Below are 18,135 nucleotides of genomic sequence, written 5' to 3' on the forward strand. Positions count from 1 at the left end.
TTGTTCCGATCTGCCTCCAATGGAGTAGCCATTGTCCGTCTCTTGGCGGACGTCGTCGGGTCGGCCGGCGCCCATAGTCGCTGCATCGCCCCGTCAGGAGTCTGCCATGCAGCATGCCGAAGCCCCTACCCCGGCCCATCGTCCCTTGGCGACGCCCTCGATCGCCCCGCTGGGCGAGGGTCGACGCCGCGGCGATGGCCGTGCCGGCGCGGTCAGCGACGCCGCCTTCGTGGCGCTGATGTGCGCGTTCCGCCGGACCGGCGGCCTGCTGCGCGAGCGCGAACTGGTCCGGGCGCCGGATTGGGCGCGCATGCTGTGGTTCGAATGGGAGGGGCAGCGCTGGCTGCCGATGTTCCAGTTCCGGCGTCCGAGCATGGAGCTGCGGCCCGAGCTGGAGGCGCTGCTGCAGGCCCTGCCGCCGGGTGCCTGGCCGCGCCTGAGCTGGTTCGCCGAGCCCAAGCCCTGGCTGGACGACGAACGCCCGGCCGACTGGCTGGGCCGCGCGCCCGAGCGCCTGCTGCACGGCGCGCGCGAGCTGCACTGAGCTAGGCTGAATGTCGATTCAGCCTAGTCGCGGCGCAGGGCCCGCTGTGCCGCGTGCGCCGCCGCCCGCACCTGGCGGCCGTCGTGCACGCTGACCTGCAGGCGGCGCAACAGCCAAGGCAGCAGGTCCTGGGCCGGCGGCCGCTGCGGCAGCAGCTCCAGGCCAGGGGCGGCCGGCGCGGCATCGGCGGCCGGCGGCGCGTCGCCCGCTAACGCCGCCTGCAGCGCGGCGTCGGCCTCGCGCAGCGCCAGCGCGGCCGCCGGATCGGCCAGCTCGGCGCCGCGCCGCGCCAGCATCAGCCGCACCATCGACAGATGCGCCATCAGGCGCTGGCCATGGTCCAGCAGGCCGGCGATCTCGCGCAGCGGCAAGCGCACATGCTCGGGTTCGGCCGCGCCGCGCTGCAGCGCCGCCCCCAGGGCACCGAGCGCGTCGTAGGCCTGGCGGCGCGCCAGACGCTGGCGGGCGGCGCCCTCGCTGGCCAGCGCCTGGTGCGCGTAGGCGCGCAGCGCCGCCAGCGCGCGCTCGATGACCCGCGGCAGCAGGCGGCGCTCCCAGGAGGGCAGGACGAAGCTGAAGGCCCAGGCCAGCAGAGCGCCCAGCAGGGTGTCGGCCAGGCGCTCGACCACGGGGAAGCCGGCCTCGGGATGCACCAGGTGCTGCTGCAGCAGGGCCATCACGGTGGCGGCCACCGCGGTGACCAGGTAGCGCTCGAGCGCGAAGCCATGCGCCAGACCCACCGCGGCCAGGAACACCAGGCTGGTCCAGGCATCGCTGGGCAGCTGGGCCAGCGCCAGCACCAGCAGGCAGCCCAGCAGCGTGCCGCCGACGCGGGCATTGCGCCGCGCCAGGGTCTGTTCCAGATTGCCGCGCAGCACCACGGCCACGCTCAGCACCAGCCATTGCGGATGCGAGGTCCAGGGCAGGGCCAGCGCGATCGCATAGGCGCTGCCCAGCGCCAGGCCGAAGCGCAGCGCATGGCGCAGCACCGGCGAGGCCTGGCTCAGGTGATCGCGCAGGGCCGACAGGGGCCAGCCCTCGGGCGCGACGAACAGGCGCAGCTCCTGGTCAGACAGCGGCAGCCTGGCCGGCGCGCCGTCCAGCAGGGCGTGGATCTGGCGCAGGTCATCGTCCAGATGGCGCAGCCGGTCGGCCAGCGCCGGCAGCAGGCGCGCGCGCGGGTCGGCAGCGTCCATGCTCAGCGCTGCCAGCAGCGGCGCCGGCTCGGTGTCGGCCGGATCGGCATGGCCTCCCTGCAGCCGCATGACCGCCCGCTCCAGCCGCTCGGCCAGCAGCGCCAGCCGTGCGGCGACGGCGGCGCGCACCTCGCGGGCCAGCGCGTCGCTGCCCAGCAGCTCCAGATCGAGCCGGCTGGCCAGCAGGATGTCGCGCAGGTCGATGACGCGCAGCAGCATCGCGCTCTCGCGGCGCGCGCGCGGCGTGTCCGGCGCGGCGAACAGCAGGTCGCGGGCGCTCTGCAGGCGCTCGGCGAGCTGGGCTTCTTCCCGCAGCCAGGTGGGCAACTCCCGGCCCTCGGCCGGCGAGGGCGCCAGGTCCAGCAGCGCGGCGCGCGCCCGCAGCAGGCGCGCCGTGGCCGCCAGCGCCGCCGCCAGGGCCAGCCGGCGGTAGCGGCGCTGCAGCAGCGCCAGCACGATCTGCGACCAGGCCAGATAGGCCAGCGCACCCAGGGCGTGCCATTGCGCCAGACGCAGCGCCTCGGCCAGCGGATCGGAAGCCGGTGGATGCGCCATCGTGAAGACGATGGACAGCACCGCCGCGAAGGACAGCGGCCCGGCCCGCGGTCCCCAGGCCAGGCTCAGCATCGAAACGAAGCCCAGCAGGGCGATCGCCAGGCCCACGGCCGCCGGCCAGGGCCGCAGCGCCGCGATCAGCAGCGCGGCCAGGGTGCCGGCCAGGCCAGCGGCCAGCACCCGGCCCCAGCTGCGCGACAGGGTGGTCGGCAGATCGGCCAGGCTGGCGAAGATCGCCCCGCTGACCGCCAGTTGGGCGATCTGCGCGCCGGCCAGGCCGGTGAACAGCAGCTGCAGCAGGCCGATGCCCAGGGCGACGGTGAGGCCGTTCAGGACATGGGCGGGCAGGCGCGGCGTGAGCATCGGGCGGGCGCGGGTGGCGGTGCCGCCAGCATAGCCCGGTCGGCGCCGCCGCTCGGCCGCTACTCGGGCGCTACTCGGGCGCTATTCGGCCGCGGGCGCAAGGCCCAGCGACCGCATCACCTCGGTCATCAGGGCCAGATCGGCGTCGCCCAGCAGGCCGGCCCGCAGCAGCGCCTCGCGCTCCAGCTCGCGCAGGCGCCAGCCGAATTCCCGCGCCAGCACCTGCAGCTCCAGATGCGCCTGCGGGTCGCGCAGGGCCTTCAGTTCGGCGACGATGCGCCGCGGGCTGGCGGCGAAGTCGAGCCCGCTGCTGGAGAACGCGGCCTGGATGCGCTGCATGCGCGCCACGGCCTGCTCGAAGATGCGGCGCAGCGCCGGGCTCGCGCCCTCCAGCCGGGCCGCGCCACCGGCGCGCAGCTCGCGAAAGCGCGCCAGCGTCTCCATCACCTGCTCCAGCTCGGCGAGCGCCTCGTCCAGGGCCTGCGGGGTGTCGGGCAGATCGCTGAACTGCTCGACGTCGGCCTGCGCGAGCACGGTCTGCAGCGGTACGCCGAACTCTCCGGGCATCAGCTTGCTGACCACGCTGGCGCGGGCCAGCGGCGCCTGACCGCTCTCGATCAGTCCCATCAGCCATTCGGAGGTGGCCAGGATCTGGCCGTCGAGCGTGAACTGCGCGTCGGCGATGCCGCGCGGATAGCCGAAGCCGTCGAGTCGCTCATGGTGGTTCAGCACCGCTTCCGCCACGACCCTGCCGGCGCCCTGCATCTCGCGCAGCACCCGGTAGCCGATGACCGGATGGCTGGCGATGTGGCGCCAGATCTCGGGGCGCATCGGCTGCTGGGCCCGCAGATGCTCCGGGTCGATGTAGAGCTCGCCGACATCGTGCAGCAGACCCGCGATCGCGAGCAGCCGGTGCTGCTCGAACTCGCCGGGCATCAGGCGGCGTGCCAGCGCCAGGCAGAGCATGGCCACGCCCACGCAGTGCGGCAGACGATCGCGCTGGAAGTCGGCATACAGGGTCAGCAACGACTGCACCGGCACGGACAGCGGCAGGCCGGCGAGGGTGGCCGCGACCGGCTCGGCGCGCTCGTGCCGGCAGATGCTGGCGAGCAGCGCGTGACGCTCCAGCAGGTCGGCCGCGATGGGCTCCAGGCTCTGCGGCATCACGCCGTCGACGATGCGCACGCAGTCCTCCAGCGGCTTGGCCAGCTTGTGCAGCAGCAGCTGTTCGCGCATGCGCGGGCCGATGCGGGCGCCCTTGGCCAGCAGCTTGACGCCGCTGCCGCTGAGGATGTCCTCGCTCGCCTGGACCTCGCGGTGCTCGGCGGTCTGCGCCATATGCTGCAGGTAATGGGGGTTGGCGCGGTCGCGCGCCAGCTCGAGGTCCTCCGGGATCGGCGTCGCGTCCATCCTCAGTCCCTTCTCGGTCCCTTGTCTCGCAGATCGTGTTCGTCCCCCGAGACCGCGGTGCGACGGCGCGGAGCGGGGTGTCTTGTCCTCAACGGCTTGTGTCCGCCCCGGCAGACCGATGCGGGTCCGCCTCGGGTCGCGCTCGCGGGCATCAGTGGGCGGAATCACCGCGCCGGGGATTTGATGGGCTCAGGCCGAGACCGATTCTCGCCGGAAAGCAGCGCTCGGTGGCCTTGCGGAGGATGCGTGCGCGCTCGTAGTAGATCGAACCCTCGCCGGTCACCATGACCTTGCGGGTGCTGCGGTTCAGCAGCCTGCTGCCCGGCTCCTGCTCCAGGGTCTGGATCGGCCGGGTCACGGTGGCCTTAGGCAGGTCCAGCGATTCCGCCGCGCGCACGAAGGTGCCGGCCTCCGCCACCCGCACGAAGGCGCGCATCGCGGCGCATGCGCGCCTCTTCCGAATGGACTTGCGAATGGAGCGCCCGGGGCCTGACATGCGATGGCGCCGAGCCGCCGGCCAGCGATCCGTTCTAGACGAAGGCCGTGCCCTGGCGGCGCGCGCGCTTCATGCGCAGCACCTGCAAGGTGGCGCCGACCAGGAACAGCAGGAACAGCCCGCCGGCGATCGGCTGCAGGCCGGGGTCGTCGGGGCCGCTGAACAGCGGCTTGCCGACCGGCAGCCGGATCGTCGTCTCGGTGACGCCGGGAATCATGTGGAAGAAGAAGGTGGCCGAGTAGCCCACCACCTCCACATAGGGTGCGGCGGCACCGAACAGACCCAGCCGGCCGGCGCTCCAGGCCGCGGCCAGCACGAGCAGCGTGACGATGCCCAGCACATGGGCCTTGCCGAAGCCGCCGTGGTTGAAGATGCCGAAGCCGGTCAGGCAGGTCAGCAGGGTGGCGATGACATAGATCCGGCCCAGGGTGTTGCCGGAAATGATCTGCCGGTCGCGCAGCAGCGCAATCAGGCCCGCCGCCACCGCGACCAGGCTGATGGCGGTGTGCAGGGTGCCCAGGGGGGACAGTCCGAACATGGCGCTCTCCTTTGAATTGAAGGTCCGGGCCGCAAAGCGCGGCGTGATTCGATGTGGCCGATTGTTGGGCAGGCCGGCCGTCCCGTCATGTGCCCCCTTGGGCTGTTCCGGCTCTCCCCGGCGAGAGAGAGGGTTAGCCCGGATTGTCTGTCGGCGCAGTCCGACAGCGCCCCGCGCCTTCGGCCGATTCCCGCCCTGCCGTCCGGCGGCCAGACTGCAGTCATCCCTTATCGGACCAGGAGTCCCTCATGAACAGCAAGCTCATTCGACTTCCCTTCGTCTGCAGCGTCGCCGTACTGACGCTGGGCCTGAGCGCCTGCGCCAGCATGAGCCAGCGCGAGGTCAGCACCGCGGTCGGAACCGCTGTGGGCGGCGTGGTCGGCGCGGCCGCCACCGGCGGCAGCACGGCCGGCACCGTCGGGGGGGCGGTGGTGGGCGGGGTCGTCGGCAACGAACTCGGCAAGAAGCGCCGCTGAATATCTGCCTGAATAGGAGTTGCCATGAACGCACCCGGCCCTCATTGGAACCCCTTGCAGTCCTGGCCCTTGGCCGAGCCGCCATCGTCCTGGTCCTTGCAGACCGATCCGGCGAGCTCCGATCCCCCGCTGGGCTACGAGGGGGCGTTTCCCTTCCTCGCCACCGCGGATGAGGCCGGCGGGGCCGCCGCATCCGGCGACTGAGCGCCGGCTCGCGGGCCGGCCGATGAGTCTCAGCCCCGACCGACGCCATGAAGCGCCTTGTCACCCTGGTGCTGCTGCCGGCCCTGCTGCTGGGCGCCGGCCTGGCCTTTGGCGAATGGCGCGGCTGGCCCTGGCTGGCCCAGCCACTGGCCGAGCAACTGGCAACACGTCTGGGCCGCGAGGTGCGGTTCCTGCCCGAGGGCGAAGCGGCGCCGCTGCGGCTGAGCCTGTGGCCCGGGGTGCGCTTGCGTGCCGGTCTGCTGCAGATCGGCGGCCCGTCCTGGCGGCCGGATCCTCCGACGCTGGAAGCCGAAGGCGTGGAACTGCAGTTGCGCTACAGCGACCTGTGGGACTGGCAGGGACGGGGCACGCTGACGGTGGCCGCCCTGGGTGCCCGCGAGCTGCGCGCCGATCTCTATCGCGACCCCGATGGCCGCGCCAGCTGGGAGCTGCAAAAGCCCGGTGAGGCGAGGCCGCCCGACCGCGCAGCCCCGCCCCTGCTGCGGCTTGAAAAGCTGGCGCTGGAGCATGGCCGGGTGCGTATCGACGACAAGCCCCTGGTGATGGCGGCCGGCATCGACTTCAGCGTGTCGGCGGCCGGCCTGACCGCGCGGGCCGAGGGTCGCTACCGCCACAAGCCGCTGACCGCGACCCTGACGAGCTCACGGCAGCTGCCCTGGGTGAATGGCGGCGAGGGGGCGGTTCCCGTGCAGCTGAGCCTGCGCACCGAGAGGGTTGCCTTCGATTTCGATGGCAGCCTGCGCGAACTGCCGGGACTGCAGGGGCTGAGCGGCAGCTACCGGCTGGACGGGCCGTCGCTGGCCGCGATCGGCGATCCGCTGGGCGTGACCCTGCCGAGCACCGCGCCCTTCCGCGCCCATGGGCTGCTGAGCCACGATGGCGAGCGCTGGCAGACCGACGTGGTGCAGGCGCTGCTGGGCCGCAGCCGGCTCAACGGCAGCTTCGTCTACCGCAGCGACGGGCCGCGGCCGCGGCTGAGCGGCCGGCTGGGCGGCGCCTCGCTGTGGTTTGCCGATCTGGGCCCCACCATCGGCGTGCCCGCCGAGGCCCCGCCCAAGCCGCCCGGTGCAAGGCTGCTGCCCGACCGGCACTTCGATCTGCCTGCGCTGCGCGCCATGGATGCCGACGTGGCGCTGGCATTGCAGCGCCTTGACCTGGGCCAGGCCTTTGCCGAGACGGTGGCGCCGGCGCGCGGCCGGCTGCGCCTGGAGGACGGGGTGCTGACCTTGGAGCAGCTCGACCTGCGCACCGCGCGCGGCCGCATCGGCGGGCGCATCGAGCTAGACGGGCGCGACGCAAGGCGCGCGCTGTGGCGCACCGAACTCGACTGGAGCGGGCTGCAGCTCGAGCGCTGGCTGCGCCAGCAGCGTCCGCGCAACCAGCCGCCCTATGTGGCCGGCGAGCTGAACGGCAGGCTGCGGCTCAGCGGCCAGGGCCGCTCCACCGCGGAGCTGCTGGCGTCGGCCGAGGGCCGGGTGCTGGCCTATCTGCCGGGCGGCACGCTCTCGCACCTGGCCATCGAGGCCGCGGGCATCGACGTGGCCGAAGGCCTGGGCGTCTGGTTGCGCGGTGACGACGCGCTGGCGCTGCAATGCGCGGTGGCCGATCTGCGCATCAGCCAGGGCCGGGTGCAGCCGCGCGTGCTGGTGCTGGACACGCCCGACTCGACGCTGTGGGCCGAGGGGCAGCTTTCGCTGGCCAGCGAGCAACTGGCGCTGCGCCTGCAAGTGGCGCCCAAGGACTTCTCGCCGCTGTCGCTGCGCAGCCCGATCCGGGTCGACGGCCCCTTAAGCGCGCCGCGTCTGGCGCTCGAGCCCGGCGGCGTGGCGCGTCGGCTGCTACCCGCGGCGGTGCTGGCCGCGGCGGTGAGCCCGCTGGCGGCGGTGCTGCCGCTGATGGACATGGGCAGCGGCGCCACCGAGCTGCAGCAGGCCTGCCGGCGTCTGCTGCCCCGCGGTTGAGGGGGATGGGATGCCGTCGGTCCAGTTTCACACGGTCATGCCTCCTGCGCCGCTGGTACCGCGAGACGGCGAGCGTTAAGCTTTCTGCATCGATTTCCGGACTGCCACCATGGACGTTCGCCCCGTCAAGCGCTATGTCGGATCCTGCCTTGTGGGACTGCTGGGTTGCGCTGGTGTGGCGCTCGGACAGGGCGCGGCCGACGATGCGCTCCCGCCCGTGACGCTGCAAGGCAGCGCGGCCTTGGCCGCGCAGACGCCGATGGCCGTGAATCTGCAACAGAGCTTGTGGGCGCGGCGCGGTGCGTTGTCGCTGGGTCTGCAGGCGCGCGGCCAGGCGAGGCGGGCCGAGAGCGATGCCGGCCCCGGTGCGCTACCGCCTCAGCCCTGGCACAGGCCGCCGACCAGCCTGCATATGGGCTTGGCCATGGACCTAAGTCGGCATGCCCGCATTGAGCTGACCACGCCGCTGGAATCGGCGCCCGTCGCGGCGGCGGCCCTGCCCGGCGCCGCCCAAGCCGAGGCGCAGGGCCTGCGGGTCAGCCTGCAGTTGCATCCCGCGCCCAATCCGACGGTCAGCGCGCTGCGAAGCGGGCTGCGGCTGGAGATCGACAGCCATAGCCGCTTCATGCTCAAGCCGCGTGGCGGCGGTCTCGCGCTGTACTACCACAGCTCGTTCTGAGAATTGGAAGCGCCCGCTGCCGCGGGCGCTTGGGGGTGGCGCGGGCCTGCAGCGCTTGCTCAGGCGTGCAGACGCTGGAACAGCAGCACCGGGCAGGGCAGCACGCGCGACAGGCGGCCGGCGTCGGGGTGCAGGGCGGTCAGGTGCAGTTCGTGATCGAGCACGCGCAGACGGAACTCATCGTCCTCTTCCGCCGCATCGCCCGCGGCAACCTGCAGCGTGCGGATGCGTGGCTCGATCTCGCTCATCAGCCCGAGATGCTGCTTGATCGTGCGCACAAAGCCGCGCTCGCTCGCTTGCGGCGGGCATTCAAACACCGCGGCAAAGGCCTGGGGCTGCTTGCTGCTGGCGAACTCCAGCAAATCCTCGGCCAGCGCGCGGGCGCTGCCGTCATCGCTGACGCATTGGTACAGGCGCATGCGGCAGGCCTCGGTATGGCCCGTGGCCAGACTGATGCGGTCATGCAGGTAGTGGCGCATCGCGGGGCTCAGCGCCTCGGTGCAGGTCGGCTGGCGCAGATCGTCCGGAATGACTGGCATGGCAAGGTCCTGGGCCGGGAGGGTCAGAATTCGGCGGCCACGGCCACCAGGGTCAGTTCGCTCAGATCGCCACTGAGCAGCACCGGCTCGGAACTCGGCTGCAGCGGCAGCAAGGCCAGGCTGATGGCGCAGACCAGCGGATAGATGCCCAGCTGAAGGCGGGGATGGGGGTGCTTCATGATCGGCTCCACGAAGGGTCCTGCGCTGCCGCCCGGCCGGGGCCGGGTGGGTCTTCCGAGCTCAGTGATGCAGACGCGAGCGCAGCACCAGCCCCAGTGCTGCACTCAACACGGCCCCGGCGGCGACGGCCAGCAATACCGACTTGACGGGTGCCCGCTCCACATAGGCCACGCCGCGCTGGCCGGCATGCTGGGCGCCCTGCAGCAAGGCTTCGGAGCGCTCGCGCATGCCGTTCAGACCGCGTTGAGCCAGATCATGCACCTTCTCGACGACAGCGGTTTGGGTATGGACATCGGTTTTCATGATTTTCCTTTCTTTACTGTTCGCTGTACGGACGGCGTCAGCCCCGGCGAACCAGGCCGACGATGAAGCTGACCAAGGCCATCAGCACGAACAGGAAAAACAGCACCTTGGCGATGCCGACGGCGCCGGCGGCGATGCCACCGAAGCCGAACACGGCCGCAACCAGGGCGATCAGGAAGAACACAAGGGCGTAGTGCAGCATGGTGAAGTCCTTGGTTGAAGGCGGCGGCGCCACCATGGTTCCACTCTAAGAGCCGGGCCCGGGTCGGTCCACCGGCCGGCGGCGCGCGCCGCTGTGAGGCGCGTCCGCCTGGCCGCGTAGGTGCGGGCCTACAGGGTTTTCAGGGGCAGCCGGGCGATCAGGCGGGTGCCTCGACCCGGCGCGCTCTCGACCCGGAAGCTGCCGCCCTCGGAGGCGACGCGATAGCGCATGCCCAGCAGGCCGTGACTGGAGTGGGGCTGCAGCGCGGGGTCGAAGCCGCGTCCGTTGTCGCTGACCTCGACCAGGGCCTGCGCGCCCTGCGCCTTCAGCAGTACCCGCACCTCGCTGGCCTGGGCGTACTTGGCGATGTTGGTGAAACCCTCCTGCACCAATCGGTAGACCGTCAGCTCGGCGCGCGGCGTCAGCGGCACGGCCTCCAGCTCGCTGTGCACCTGCACGTCCAGGCGCTCGGCGAACTCGCGCGCCTGAATCTCCAGCGCCGGCAGCAGGCCCAGGTTGGACAGCGAGGAAGGCCGCAGGTCCTCGATGATGCGGCGTTTCAGCGCGATGCCGCTGTTGAGCGTGTCGGTCAGGTGGGCCAGGCGTTCCAGCGCCTCTGGTCCCAGACCGACGAGCTTGGGCTTGATGCGGGCGGCGTCGAGCTTGGCGGCGGTCAGCAGCGCGCCCAGTTCGTCGTGCAGCTCGCGCGCCAGGCGCTGGCGCTCGTCCTCGCGTGCGCTCTGCAGATGCTCGGCCAGCTGGGTCAGCTCCTCGGTGCGGCGCCGTACCTCGACCTCCAGGTGGTCGCGCTCGGCCTCGATGGCGCGGGCCTGCTGTTCGCGCTGTTCGTCCAGGGTCCGGCCCTGGCGCACGTAGAGGGTCAGGCCCAGCAGGCTCAGCGCCGTCAGGGTGGCGACGCCGATGCGGCTGAGCAGCAGCGCGTCGATCACGGCCTGCAGGCCGTTGACGATGCGCTGGTTCTCCAGGTGCAGCAGCTGTTCGGCGCCCGCACGGATCAGCTCCATCTGGTCGCGGCCCAGGCCCGAGCCGATCAGGTCCAGCGCACTGTCGGCGCGGCCGGCGTCCTGGCGCTTCAGCACTTCGGCCAGCTCGCCCATCTTGGTGCCGACCGCCAGCTCCAGCTGCTGGTGCAGCTCCTTGGCATGGCGATCCTGCAGGCTCTCGTAATGCTGGCGCAGCGCCCGCAGCGAGCGGTTCAGGTCCTCGTTGGCCTCTTCGTAGGGCGCCAGATATTCGCGCCGGCGCGTCAGCAGGTAGCCGCGCTGGGCCGATTCGGCGTCGACGGTGCGCTGCTTGACGCTGAAGATCAGCAGCCGGGCGCGCCCCATCTGGGTCAGGTCATTGAGGGTGTCGCGGGCCCGCGTGTAGCTGCTTTCGCTGATGCTGAGCATCGCGGCTGCGGCCAGCACGGCGGCCGGAAAGATGTAGGCACTGCGTCGCAGCCGCTGGGACCAGTCGATTTCATTCCTGTTCATGGCCTAAACTTCCCCGATCCTGACTGAGTGACCCAATCCATGATTCGTGTCGCCATCGTTGATGACCACGCCATTGTGCGTGCCGGGTTGCGCCAGTATCTGGCGGAACAGGTGGATCTGCGAGTCACCGGCGAGGCGTCCAACGGGCGCGAAGCGCTGGAGCTGCTGCGCGGCGGCGATCTGGATGTGCTGGTGATGGATCTGTCGATGCCCGAGCATGGCGGGGTCGACGCGCTGGCCGCGATCAAGGCGCGCGCGCCCGATCTGCCGGTGCTGATCCTGTCCGGTTTTCCGGAGGCGCATTACGCGACGACCCTGCTGCGCCAGGGCGCGGCGGGCTATCTGAACAAGGAATGCGATCCCGAGGACATCCTGACGGCAATCCGCACGGTGGCGCGCGGGCGGCGCTACATCACGCCGGCGGTGGCCGAGCTGCTGGCCGAGGGGCTGAGCGGCGATACCGACAAGCTGCCGCACGAGCAGCTGTCCGAGCGCGAGCTGCAGGTCTTCCTGCGCCTGGCCAAGGGCGAGACGGTCAGCGCGATGGCCGACAGCATGTGCTTGAGCGTGAAGACCGTCAGCACCTATCGCAGCCGGGTGCTGGAGAAGATGAAGCTGGGTTCGAACAGCGACCTGACCTACTACGCGCTGAAGAACGGCCTGATCCAGTAGCCTCACTGCGTGGCGCTGCACAGGCCGCGACAGTAGTCCAGCAGTTCCTCGATCTCACTGGACTTGTCGAACACCTGGTCGGCGCCCATCGCCAGACAGCGCCGGCGCACGTCCGGTGTGGCGTAGTTGCTCAGCACCACCCGCTTGGCGCCATGCTGCTGCGTCGCCGCATGGGCGAGCACGCCCATGCCGGAGCCGCTCTTCAGGAACAGGTCGATCAGGACCAGCTCGCAGTCGTTGTCGGGCTGGGTCAGCCAGTCGCGAGCGCCCTGCTCGGTGTCGGCCCAGGCCAGCACCTTCAACGGCAGCATCTCTTCCAGAGCCGCGATCAATTCGGCCCTTATCGTGGGGCTGTCTTCGACCAGAAAACATCTCAGCGCGCACATGGCAATCTCGGCATCGCGCTGGAGCGCGCGTCTCGAACATTATCCGGAACTGCGGCGCCTTCGCCAGCGGGCGGCGCTGATGCGCCGGTAGGACGGCACCTACAGCGCGCCGCGGGCGGAAGAAAAAAACCCACCCCGTCAGGGGTGGGTTGGAAATGGATCGCGACCGCTCAGACCGCGAACCAAGGAGACTGCTCTCTGGTTGGCGGCCCGTCAGAAGCTGTGGCGGATACCGGCCACGACTTCGGTGAGGTTGCGGTCGGTGGCCGAGGTCAGGCCGGCCGGCAGGCTGCTGGCGGCACGGTTGCTGTAGCCGATGCCTTCGTTCTTGAAGCGCGTCAGCGAGGAGTACAGGTTGGTGCGCTTGGACAGGTCGTACTGGTAGCCGACGCCGAGGGCCTGGGTCTTGCCATCGGCCAGCTTGCCGTCGGTCTTGCTTTCGACGTACTGGGTCTTGAACAGGTGCGAGCCGAGGCGGTAGCTGGCGCCCAGCCAGTAGCCGGTGCCGTCCTTGTCGGCGGTGCCGCGGTCGTTGACCTGCAGCACGCCGCCGTTGAAGCGGTAGGCGCCCCAGTTGTAGGCGGCCGCGGCCGAGACCGTGCGGATGTCCTGGCCGATCACCTCGGCCTTGTCGTCCACCAGGGACAGCATCGCGTCGAAGCCACCCTGGGTGTAGCGGCCATAGATGTCGGCGACGCGGTTGTCGGTCGTGCCGCCGGCCACCTCGCCCATGCCCCACAAGGCACCGGCGCTGAAGCCGCTGTAGTTCTCGGATTCGAACTTGACCGAGTTGTTGACGCGGGCCGGACCGCCGTTGCCGGTGGCCGAGTTGGTGCTGCCGCGCACCGGCTCATAGCCGCCGAAGCCGCCGATCACGTTCGTGCTGGCGCCGAAGCTGTTGTTGGAGAACTGGCTGAAGTCGCTGGTCAGCGTGTAGACGCTGCCGTACTGGCGACCCAGCGAGACCTTGCCGTAAGGCGTGGCCAGGCCGACGAAGGCCTGGCGGCCCCAGAAGGCGCCTTGGCCGGTGGTGCCGTCGTCGAGGTTGATGCCCGACTCCAGCACGAAGAAGGCGCGCAAACCGCCGCCCAGATCTTCGCTGCCACGGATGCCGAAGCGCGAGCCCGACAGGCCGCCCGACTGCACGCGGGTCAGCTTGGAAGCGCCGTCCAGATACTGCACATTGGCGTCGACGACACCGTACAGCGTGACCTGGGTGCCCGAGGACTGGGCGACGGCGACGGAACTGGCTGCCAGAGCCAGCGCAGAGAGGGCGAAAGTCTTGTACTTCATGAGCTTGTCCTTCGATTTGTTGCGAGCCGCCGATGGGTCGGCTCTTGGCGCGCAGGTGTCCTCTGACCCCCGCGGCGCAAATTAGATCGCCTAGGGTTAACCCAGATAAGCCCGGAAATTCGGAATGCAGCGTTCCAAATTCAGAGTCAATAAAGAGGCTTGAAATGGAATAAGGCGTCCCATTGGAACGATATTCGCACACATTGCCCCAAAACGGGACATATTGGGCCGCTCAGGGCAGCATGTGCAGCTGGTGGCCCAGCTTCTCGCGCTTGGTCTTGAGGTAGCGGCCGCTTTCCTCGTTGGACTCGACCTCGTGGCGCTCCCGGGCCACCACCTCAATGCCCAGCTCGTGCAGCGCGGCGACCTTGAAGGGGTTGTTGCTCATCAGACGCACCGACCGCACCTCCAGATCGCGCAGGATGTCGGCGGCGGCGTCGAAGCGCCGGCTGTCGATCGGCAGGCCCAGGGCCAGATTGGCCTCGACCGTGTCCAGCCCCTTGTCCTGCAGCGCATAGGCACGCAGTTTCTGGCCCAGGCCGATGCCGCGTCCTTCGTGGCCGCGCAGATAGATCACGATGCCACCCTCGGCCTCGATGCGCTCCAGGGCCAGCGCCAACTGCTCGCCGCAGTCGCAGCGCAGCGAACCGAGGATGTCGCCGGTGAAGCATTCCGAATGCATGCGCAACAGCACCTCGGGGCGCGCCACCTCGCCCTTGACGATCACCACATGCTCGTCGGGATGGTCGGCCGCCTGATAGACATGAACCATGAACTCGCCATGCTTGGTGGGCAGGCGGGCCGTGGAGACGCGTTGCACGGAAGCGGGCGCGGCGGTGGTGGAGTCTGAGGGCAGGGTCACGCTGGGCAGGGTCTGGCAGTGGCGCGCCGACGCGGCGCGCAGGGCAGCTATGGTAGCGCCGCCCGCTGTTCCGTGCCCATGCTGCCCGATCCCGTGCCGGCCGGGTCCGAGCTCGGTCTGCCCGGCATCGTCGTCCGCTCCTTGCTCAGATGGCGAAAGACCATTCGAAGAAGCTGGCATGCGTGGGGCGGTGCTCGCGCGCATGGCGGGCGCGCGCGGCCTCCACCCAGCGCTTGGCCAGCGGGAAGGGGCCGAAGCCCGATTCCGCATTGATATGGCCCACCGGCCCCAGGTTGCTGAAGCCGGCGCCCCAGCGCTGGGCCCAGCGCTGCGCGCTGGCCGCCGTCATCCAGGGGTCGTTCTGGCTGGCGATCAAGGTGCTCGGCACCGGCAGGCGCTGGCGTGGCAGCAGTTCGGCCAGGCCGAACTTGTCGGGCTCGGCCGGCGCGACGAACAGCGCCAGCCTGATCGGCGAGTCGGGATGGTCGGCGTGGTCGGCCAGGTGCCGGGCCAGCGCCAAGCAACCGAAGCTGTGCGCCACCGCGATCCAGGGGCCGGCGGGCGCGGCATCCAGCGTGGTCTGGATGCGCTCGGCCCAGCGCGTCAGATCGGGCCGGCCGAAGTCGCGCTGCACGACGCGTCGCGCGTCGCGGTACTGCTGCTGCAGCCAGCTCTGCCAATGCGCCTCGCCGCTGTCGCGCAGGCCGGGGATGATCAGCAGACGGGGCGCCTGGTAGGCCATGGCTGCTGCCTCAGAGCGTGGCGATCGAGACCTCGGTCGACTTGACCAGGGCGATCACTTCCTTGCCGGGAACGAGCCCGAGTTCCCTGACTGAGCGGGTGGTGATGACCGAGGTGACGATCAGGCCGGCCGGCGTGATCACGTCGACCTCGGAGACCACCGGCCCCTCGATGATTTCCTTGACCGTGCCGCGGAACTGGTTGCGCACATTGATGGCGGTGATGCTCATGGATTGCCTTTTTCGTTGATGACAGCGGGAAGTTCAATGTAGGCCGGCGGCCAGCCGCGAAAAACGAAGGCTTTCGCGCGAGCTCATGCGAAATCCGCAGATGCGCCGGCGAGCCGGGCCTGCTGCACCGCGTCGCGCGTCAGCGGCGGCGCAAAGGTCTCGATGAAGCTGTAGATGTAGTCGCGCAGATAGGCGTCGCGCCGCACCGCCAGCCGTGTCATGTTGTCGGCAAACAGGTGGCGCGCGTCGATCGCGGCCAGGTGCTTGTCGCGCTCCTCGTCGTAAGCGATCGCGGCGACGATGCCGACACCCAGGCCCAGGTCCACATAGGTCTTGATCACGTCGGCATCCATCGCGACCAGCACCACGTTCAGCGCCAGCCCGGCGCGCCCGAAGGCCGCGTCGATGTGCGAGCGGCCGGTGTAGCCGCTCTCGTAGGTGATGATGGGGAACCGGGCCAGGCGCTCCAGGGTCAAGACCTGGCCCTGCGCGGCTTCCCGGGCCAGCGCGTGCTCGGGCGGCACGACGACGCTGTGGGTCCAGCGGTAGCAGGGCAGGGCCACCAGCTCCTCGTACTCGGCCAGCGCCTCGGTCGCCACGCCGACATCGGCCTCGCCGTCCAGCAGCAGCTTCGCCACCTGCTGCGGCGAGCCCTGCTGCAGGTGCAGCGTGACGTCGGGATGCGCGGCGCGGAAGTCGCGCACCACCGGCGGCAGCGCGTAGCGCGCCTGGCTGTGCGTGGCGGCGATGCGCAGGCTGCCGCTGCCGGCGCGGGCGAAGTCGTCGCCGGCGCGCTTCAGGTTGTCGGCCTCTTGCAGCAGGCGCTCGACGATGGGCAGCACATGGTGGCCCGGCTCGGTCAGGCCGGTCAGGCGCTTGCCGGTGCGCCTGAAGATCTCGATGCCCAGCTCGTCCTCCAGTTCGCGGATCTGGCGGCTCACGCCGGGCTGGGAGGTGTGCAGGGCCTGCGCCACCTCGGTCAGGTTGAAGCCGCGGCGCTGGGCCTCGCGGACGGATCGCAGTTGCTGGAAGTTCACGAGGAAGGACGTGGTTTGTTATGCGTTTTCCAATTATTGGAAGCCGCTCCCGCCTTGTCCTCGAAGGAATTCTGCAAACGATATGCGGGGATGCGCGGGCGCACTGCGCCCATGGCCCTGGATTCGCAAGGCATGCGCCGGCCCACTAGCATCGTGCGAATGAACCTGCCGCTGCCCCGCCGTGCCATCACCTGCCTGTCCTTCGCCGCCTTCGGCAGCGGTATCGCCCTGCGCATCAACGACGCGCTGCTGCCGCGGCTGGCCGGTGACTTCGGCATCGGCCTGGGGCAGGCGGCGCAGGTGATCAGCTGGTTCGCGATCGCCTATGGCCTGGCCCAGCTGCTGTTCGGCCCGCTGGGCGACCGCCTGGGCAAGTACCGCGTGATCGCCTGGGGCACGGCCGCCTGCGCCCTCAGCTCGGCGCTGTGCGCGCTGGCCGGCAGCTTCGAGATGCTGCGCCTGGCGCGCGTGCTGGCGGGCGCCACGGCGGCGGCCATCATCCCGCTGTCGATGGCCTGGATCGGCGATGTGGTGGACTACGACAGGCGCCAGCCGGTGCTGGCGCGCTTCCTGATCGGCCAGATCCTGGGCCTGACGGTGGGCGTCTGGTTTGGCGGCTTCGCGGCCGACCATCTGGGCTGGCGTACGCCGTTCTGGGGCCTCACGGGCCTGTTCGCGCTGATCGCGCTGCTGCTGCTGGACACCGAGCGCCGCCTGCCGCCCGAGGCCAAGCTGCGCCGCGTCGTCGCGGGCTCGGCGCTGAGCCGCATGCTGCGCGAGTTTGGCCAGATCCTGGCACTGCCCTGGGCGCGGCTGATCCTGGCCACGGTGTTCCTGGAGGGCCTGTTTCTCTACGGCCCCTTCGCCTTCATCGCCTCGCACCTGCACGGGCATTTCGGCCTCAGCCTGTCGCTGGCGGGCGGGCTGGTGATGCTGTTCGGCCTGGGCGGTTTCGTGTTCGCGATGGGCGCGGCACGCATCGTGCCGGCGCTCGGCGAGGTGGGGCTGGCCCGCTGGGGCGGGGCATTGCTGTTCCTGGCGCTGCTGAGCCTGGGCCTGAGCCCGGTCTGGTGGTGGGGCGGACCGGCCTGCCTGCTGGCAGGCCTGGGCTTCTACATGCTGCACAACACCTTGCAGCTGAACGCGACGCAGATGGCACCGGCCCAGCGCGGAGCGGCGGTGTCGGCCTTCGCGTCCTGCTTCTTTCTCGGCCAGTCGGCCGGGGTCGGCCTGGCCGGTCAGGCGGTGGGTTGGCTGGGCACCGGCTGGGTGATGGGGCTGGGCGCCACCGGCGTGCTGGCCGTGGCCCTGCACTTCGCCTGGCGGCGCCAGCACAAGGCCTAGCTATCGCTTGTCGAAGCTCCAGGCACCGGGCCCGAAGGCGGCCAGCAGCAGCAGGCCGCCGGTGACCGCGATGTTCTTCATGAACAGCAATTGCTGCACCATCTGCTGCTCGGGCGGCTTGGCCCAGTAGCCATGGAACAGGAAGCTGGCGGCCAGCGTGAACAGCGCCAGCGCCAGCGCGGCCCAGCGCGCCTTGAAGCCCACGATCAGCGCCAGGCCGGCCAGCAGCTCGAAGGCGCCGACCAGCATGGCCAGCGGCGGGCTGGCCGGCAGACCGGCGCTGGCCATGAAGGCGGCCGTGCCTTCGGCACCGGTGATCTTGCCGGGACCGGCCAGCACGAACATCAGGGCCAGCAGGATGCGGCCGAGCAGGCCGAACAAGGGGGTGAGCGATGCGGGCATGCCGT

Annotated in this window: 23 protein-coding genes; 7 read left to right on the forward strand and 16 right to left on the reverse strand. The window is 70.5% G+C overall.

Annotation, left to right across the window (positions count from 1 at the left end; translation table 11 throughout):
* Nucleotides 1-106 precede the first annotated feature (106 nt).
* Nucleotides 107-544: a hypothetical protein gene (locus AC07OQ_RS04375; protein WP_495051868.1), complete on the forward strand. Its 438-nt coding sequence runs from the start codon at nucleotides 107-109 to the stop codon at nucleotides 542-544.
* Between the two features lie 23 nt (nucleotides 545-567).
* On the opposite strand, the gene AC07OQ_RS04380 is transcribed toward AC07OQ_RS04375, so the two are convergent.
* The 4 genes from AC07OQ_RS04380 to AC07OQ_RS04395 form a co-directional block, all read right to left on the reverse strand.
* Nucleotides 568-2,658, reverse strand: a complete 2,091-nt coding sequence (locus tag AC07OQ_RS04380; RefSeq protein WP_495051869.1) for an FUSC family protein — start codon at nucleotides 2,656-2,658, stop codon at nucleotides 568-570.
* A gap of 81 nt (nucleotides 2,659-2,739) precedes the next feature.
* Nucleotides 2,740-4,068: an HD-GYP domain-containing protein gene (locus AC07OQ_RS04385; RefSeq protein WP_495051870.1), complete on the reverse strand. Its 1,329-nt coding sequence runs from the start codon at nucleotides 4,066-4,068 to the stop codon at nucleotides 2,740-2,742.
* A 151-nt stretch (nucleotides 4,069-4,219) separates the two neighbouring features.
* Entirely contained in the window at nucleotides 4,220-4,504 is a 285-nt protein-coding gene (locus AC07OQ_RS04390) for a LysR family transcriptional regulator (protein ID WP_495051871.1), read from the reverse strand.
* Nucleotides 4,505-4,598: 94 nt separating this feature from the next.
* On the reverse strand, nucleotides 4,599-5,102 hold the full coding sequence (locus tag AC07OQ_RS04395; protein WP_495051872.1) for a DUF2306 domain-containing protein: 504 nt from the start codon (nucleotides 5,100-5,102) through the stop codon (nucleotides 4,599-4,601).
* A 248-nt stretch (nucleotides 5,103-5,350) separates the two neighbouring features.
* On the opposite strand from AC07OQ_RS04395, the gene AC07OQ_RS04400 reads away from it, so the two are divergent.
* The 4 genes from AC07OQ_RS04400 (at nucleotide 5,351) to AC07OQ_RS04415 (ending at nucleotide 8,443) form a co-directional block, all read left to right on the forward strand.
* Complete coding sequence (locus tag AC07OQ_RS04400) at nucleotides 5,351-5,578, forward strand: YMGG-like glycine zipper-containing protein (protein ID WP_495051873.1); 228 nt, start codon at nucleotides 5,351-5,353, stop codon at nucleotides 5,576-5,578.
* Between the two features lie 24 nt (nucleotides 5,579-5,602).
* Complete coding sequence (locus AC07OQ_RS04405) at nucleotides 5,603-5,782, forward strand: hypothetical protein (RefSeq protein WP_495051874.1); 180 nt, start codon at nucleotides 5,603-5,605, stop codon at nucleotides 5,780-5,782.
* 47 nt (nucleotides 5,783-5,829) lie between these two features.
* Entirely contained in the window at nucleotides 5,830-7,764 is a 1,935-nt protein-coding gene (locus AC07OQ_RS04410) for an AsmA family protein (RefSeq protein WP_495051875.1), read from the forward strand.
* Nucleotides 7,765-7,873: 109 nt separating this feature from the next.
* A complete protein-coding gene (locus AC07OQ_RS04415; RefSeq protein WP_495051876.1) occupies nucleotides 7,874-8,443 on the forward strand; it encodes a hypothetical protein in 570 nt (189 codons plus the stop codon).
* A 59-nt stretch (nucleotides 8,444-8,502) separates the two neighbouring features.
* Here the strand turns inward: AC07OQ_RS04415 and AC07OQ_RS04420 are convergent, their stop codons facing one another.
* The 5 genes from AC07OQ_RS04420 to AC07OQ_RS04440 all read right to left on the reverse strand — a co-directional run bounded on the left by AC07OQ_RS04420 (nucleotide 8,503) and on the right by AC07OQ_RS04440 (nucleotide 11,163).
* Nucleotides 8,503-8,982: a YqcI/YcgG family protein gene (locus AC07OQ_RS04420; RefSeq protein WP_495051877.1), complete on the reverse strand. Its 480-nt coding sequence runs from the start codon at nucleotides 8,980-8,982 to the stop codon at nucleotides 8,503-8,505.
* A gap of 23 nt (nucleotides 8,983-9,005) precedes the next feature.
* The gene (locus AC07OQ_RS04425) at nucleotides 9,006-9,161 is read right to left on the reverse strand and encodes a hypothetical protein (protein WP_495051878.1); all 156 of its coding nucleotides are present in this window, start codon (nucleotides 9,159-9,161) and stop codon (nucleotides 9,006-9,008) included.
* A gap of 61 nt (nucleotides 9,162-9,222) precedes the next feature.
* On the reverse strand, nucleotides 9,223-9,465 hold the full coding sequence (locus AC07OQ_RS04430) for a hypothetical protein (protein ID WP_495051879.1): 243 nt from the start codon (nucleotides 9,463-9,465) through the stop codon (nucleotides 9,223-9,225).
* Nucleotides 9,466-9,502: 37 nt separating this feature from the next.
* On the reverse strand, nucleotides 9,503-9,667 hold the full coding sequence (locus tag AC07OQ_RS04435) for a DUF1328 domain-containing protein (protein ID WP_495051933.1): 165 nt from the start codon (nucleotides 9,665-9,667) through the stop codon (nucleotides 9,503-9,505).
* A 128-nt stretch (nucleotides 9,668-9,795) separates the two neighbouring features.
* Nucleotides 9,796-11,163 carry a CHASE3 domain-containing protein gene (locus AC07OQ_RS04440; RefSeq protein WP_495051880.1) on the reverse strand — a complete coding sequence of 456 codons (1,368 nt, stop codon included), beginning with the start codon at nucleotides 11,161-11,163 and terminating at the stop codon, nucleotides 9,796-9,798.
* Nucleotides 11,164-11,202: 39 nt separating this feature from the next.
* Here AC07OQ_RS04440 and AC07OQ_RS04445 point away from each other — a divergent pair, with 39 nt between their 5' ends.
* The gene (locus tag AC07OQ_RS04445; protein WP_495051881.1) at nucleotides 11,203-11,835 is read left to right on the forward strand and encodes a response regulator; all 633 of its coding nucleotides are present in this window, start codon (nucleotides 11,203-11,205) and stop codon (nucleotides 11,833-11,835) included.
* Between the two features lie 2 nt (nucleotides 11,836-11,837).
* Here the strand turns inward: AC07OQ_RS04445 and AC07OQ_RS04450 are convergent, their stop codons facing one another.
* The 6 genes from AC07OQ_RS04450 to AC07OQ_RS04475 all read right to left on the reverse strand — a co-directional run bounded on the left by AC07OQ_RS04450 (nucleotide 11,838) and on the right by AC07OQ_RS04475 (nucleotide 16,384).
* Nucleotides 11,838-12,221, reverse strand: a complete 384-nt coding sequence (locus AC07OQ_RS04450; protein WP_495051882.1) for a response regulator — start codon at nucleotides 12,219-12,221, stop codon at nucleotides 11,838-11,840.
* A 213-nt stretch (nucleotides 12,222-12,434) separates the two neighbouring features.
* Nucleotides 12,435-13,514, reverse strand: coding sequence for a porin (locus tag AC07OQ_RS04455; protein WP_495051883.1), 1,080 nt, complete (start codon nucleotides 13,512-13,514; stop codon nucleotides 12,435-12,437).
* Nucleotides 13,515-13,746: 232 nt separating this feature from the next.
* A complete protein-coding gene (gene ribA / locus AC07OQ_RS04460) occupies nucleotides 13,747-14,370 on the reverse strand; it encodes a GTP cyclohydrolase II (protein WP_495051934.1) in 624 nt (207 codons plus the stop codon).
* 151 nt (nucleotides 14,371-14,521) lie between these two features.
* On the reverse strand, nucleotides 14,522-15,118 hold the full coding sequence (locus tag AC07OQ_RS04465) for an RBBP9/YdeN family alpha/beta hydrolase (RefSeq protein ID WP_495051884.1): 597 nt from the start codon (nucleotides 15,116-15,118) through the stop codon (nucleotides 14,522-14,524).
* Between the two features lie 10 nt (nucleotides 15,119-15,128).
* A complete protein-coding gene (locus AC07OQ_RS04470) occupies nucleotides 15,129-15,347 on the reverse strand; it encodes a TOBE domain-containing protein (protein ID WP_495051885.1) in 219 nt (72 codons plus the stop codon).
* An 83-nt stretch (nucleotides 15,348-15,430) separates the two neighbouring features.
* Nucleotides 15,431-16,384, reverse strand: a complete 954-nt coding sequence (locus tag AC07OQ_RS04475; protein WP_495051886.1) for a CysB family HTH-type transcriptional regulator — start codon at nucleotides 16,382-16,384, stop codon at nucleotides 15,431-15,433.
* 159 nt (nucleotides 16,385-16,543) lie between these two features.
* On the opposite strand from AC07OQ_RS04475, the gene AC07OQ_RS04480 reads away from it, so the two are divergent.
* Nucleotides 16,544-17,728: an MFS transporter gene (locus AC07OQ_RS04480; RefSeq protein ID WP_495051887.1), complete on the forward strand. Its 1,185-nt coding sequence runs from the start codon at nucleotides 16,544-16,546 to the stop codon at nucleotides 17,726-17,728.
* Here AC07OQ_RS04480 and AC07OQ_RS04485 read toward each other — a convergent pair whose 3' ends face one another.
* On the reverse strand, nucleotides 17,729-18,130 hold the full coding sequence (locus AC07OQ_RS04485) for a DoxX family protein (RefSeq protein WP_495051888.1): 402 nt from the start codon (nucleotides 18,128-18,130) through the stop codon (nucleotides 17,729-17,731).
* Nucleotides 18,131-18,135 lie beyond the last annotated feature (5 nt).

It is taken from the genome of Roseateles sp. GW821-FHT09B06, assembly GCF_059418245.1.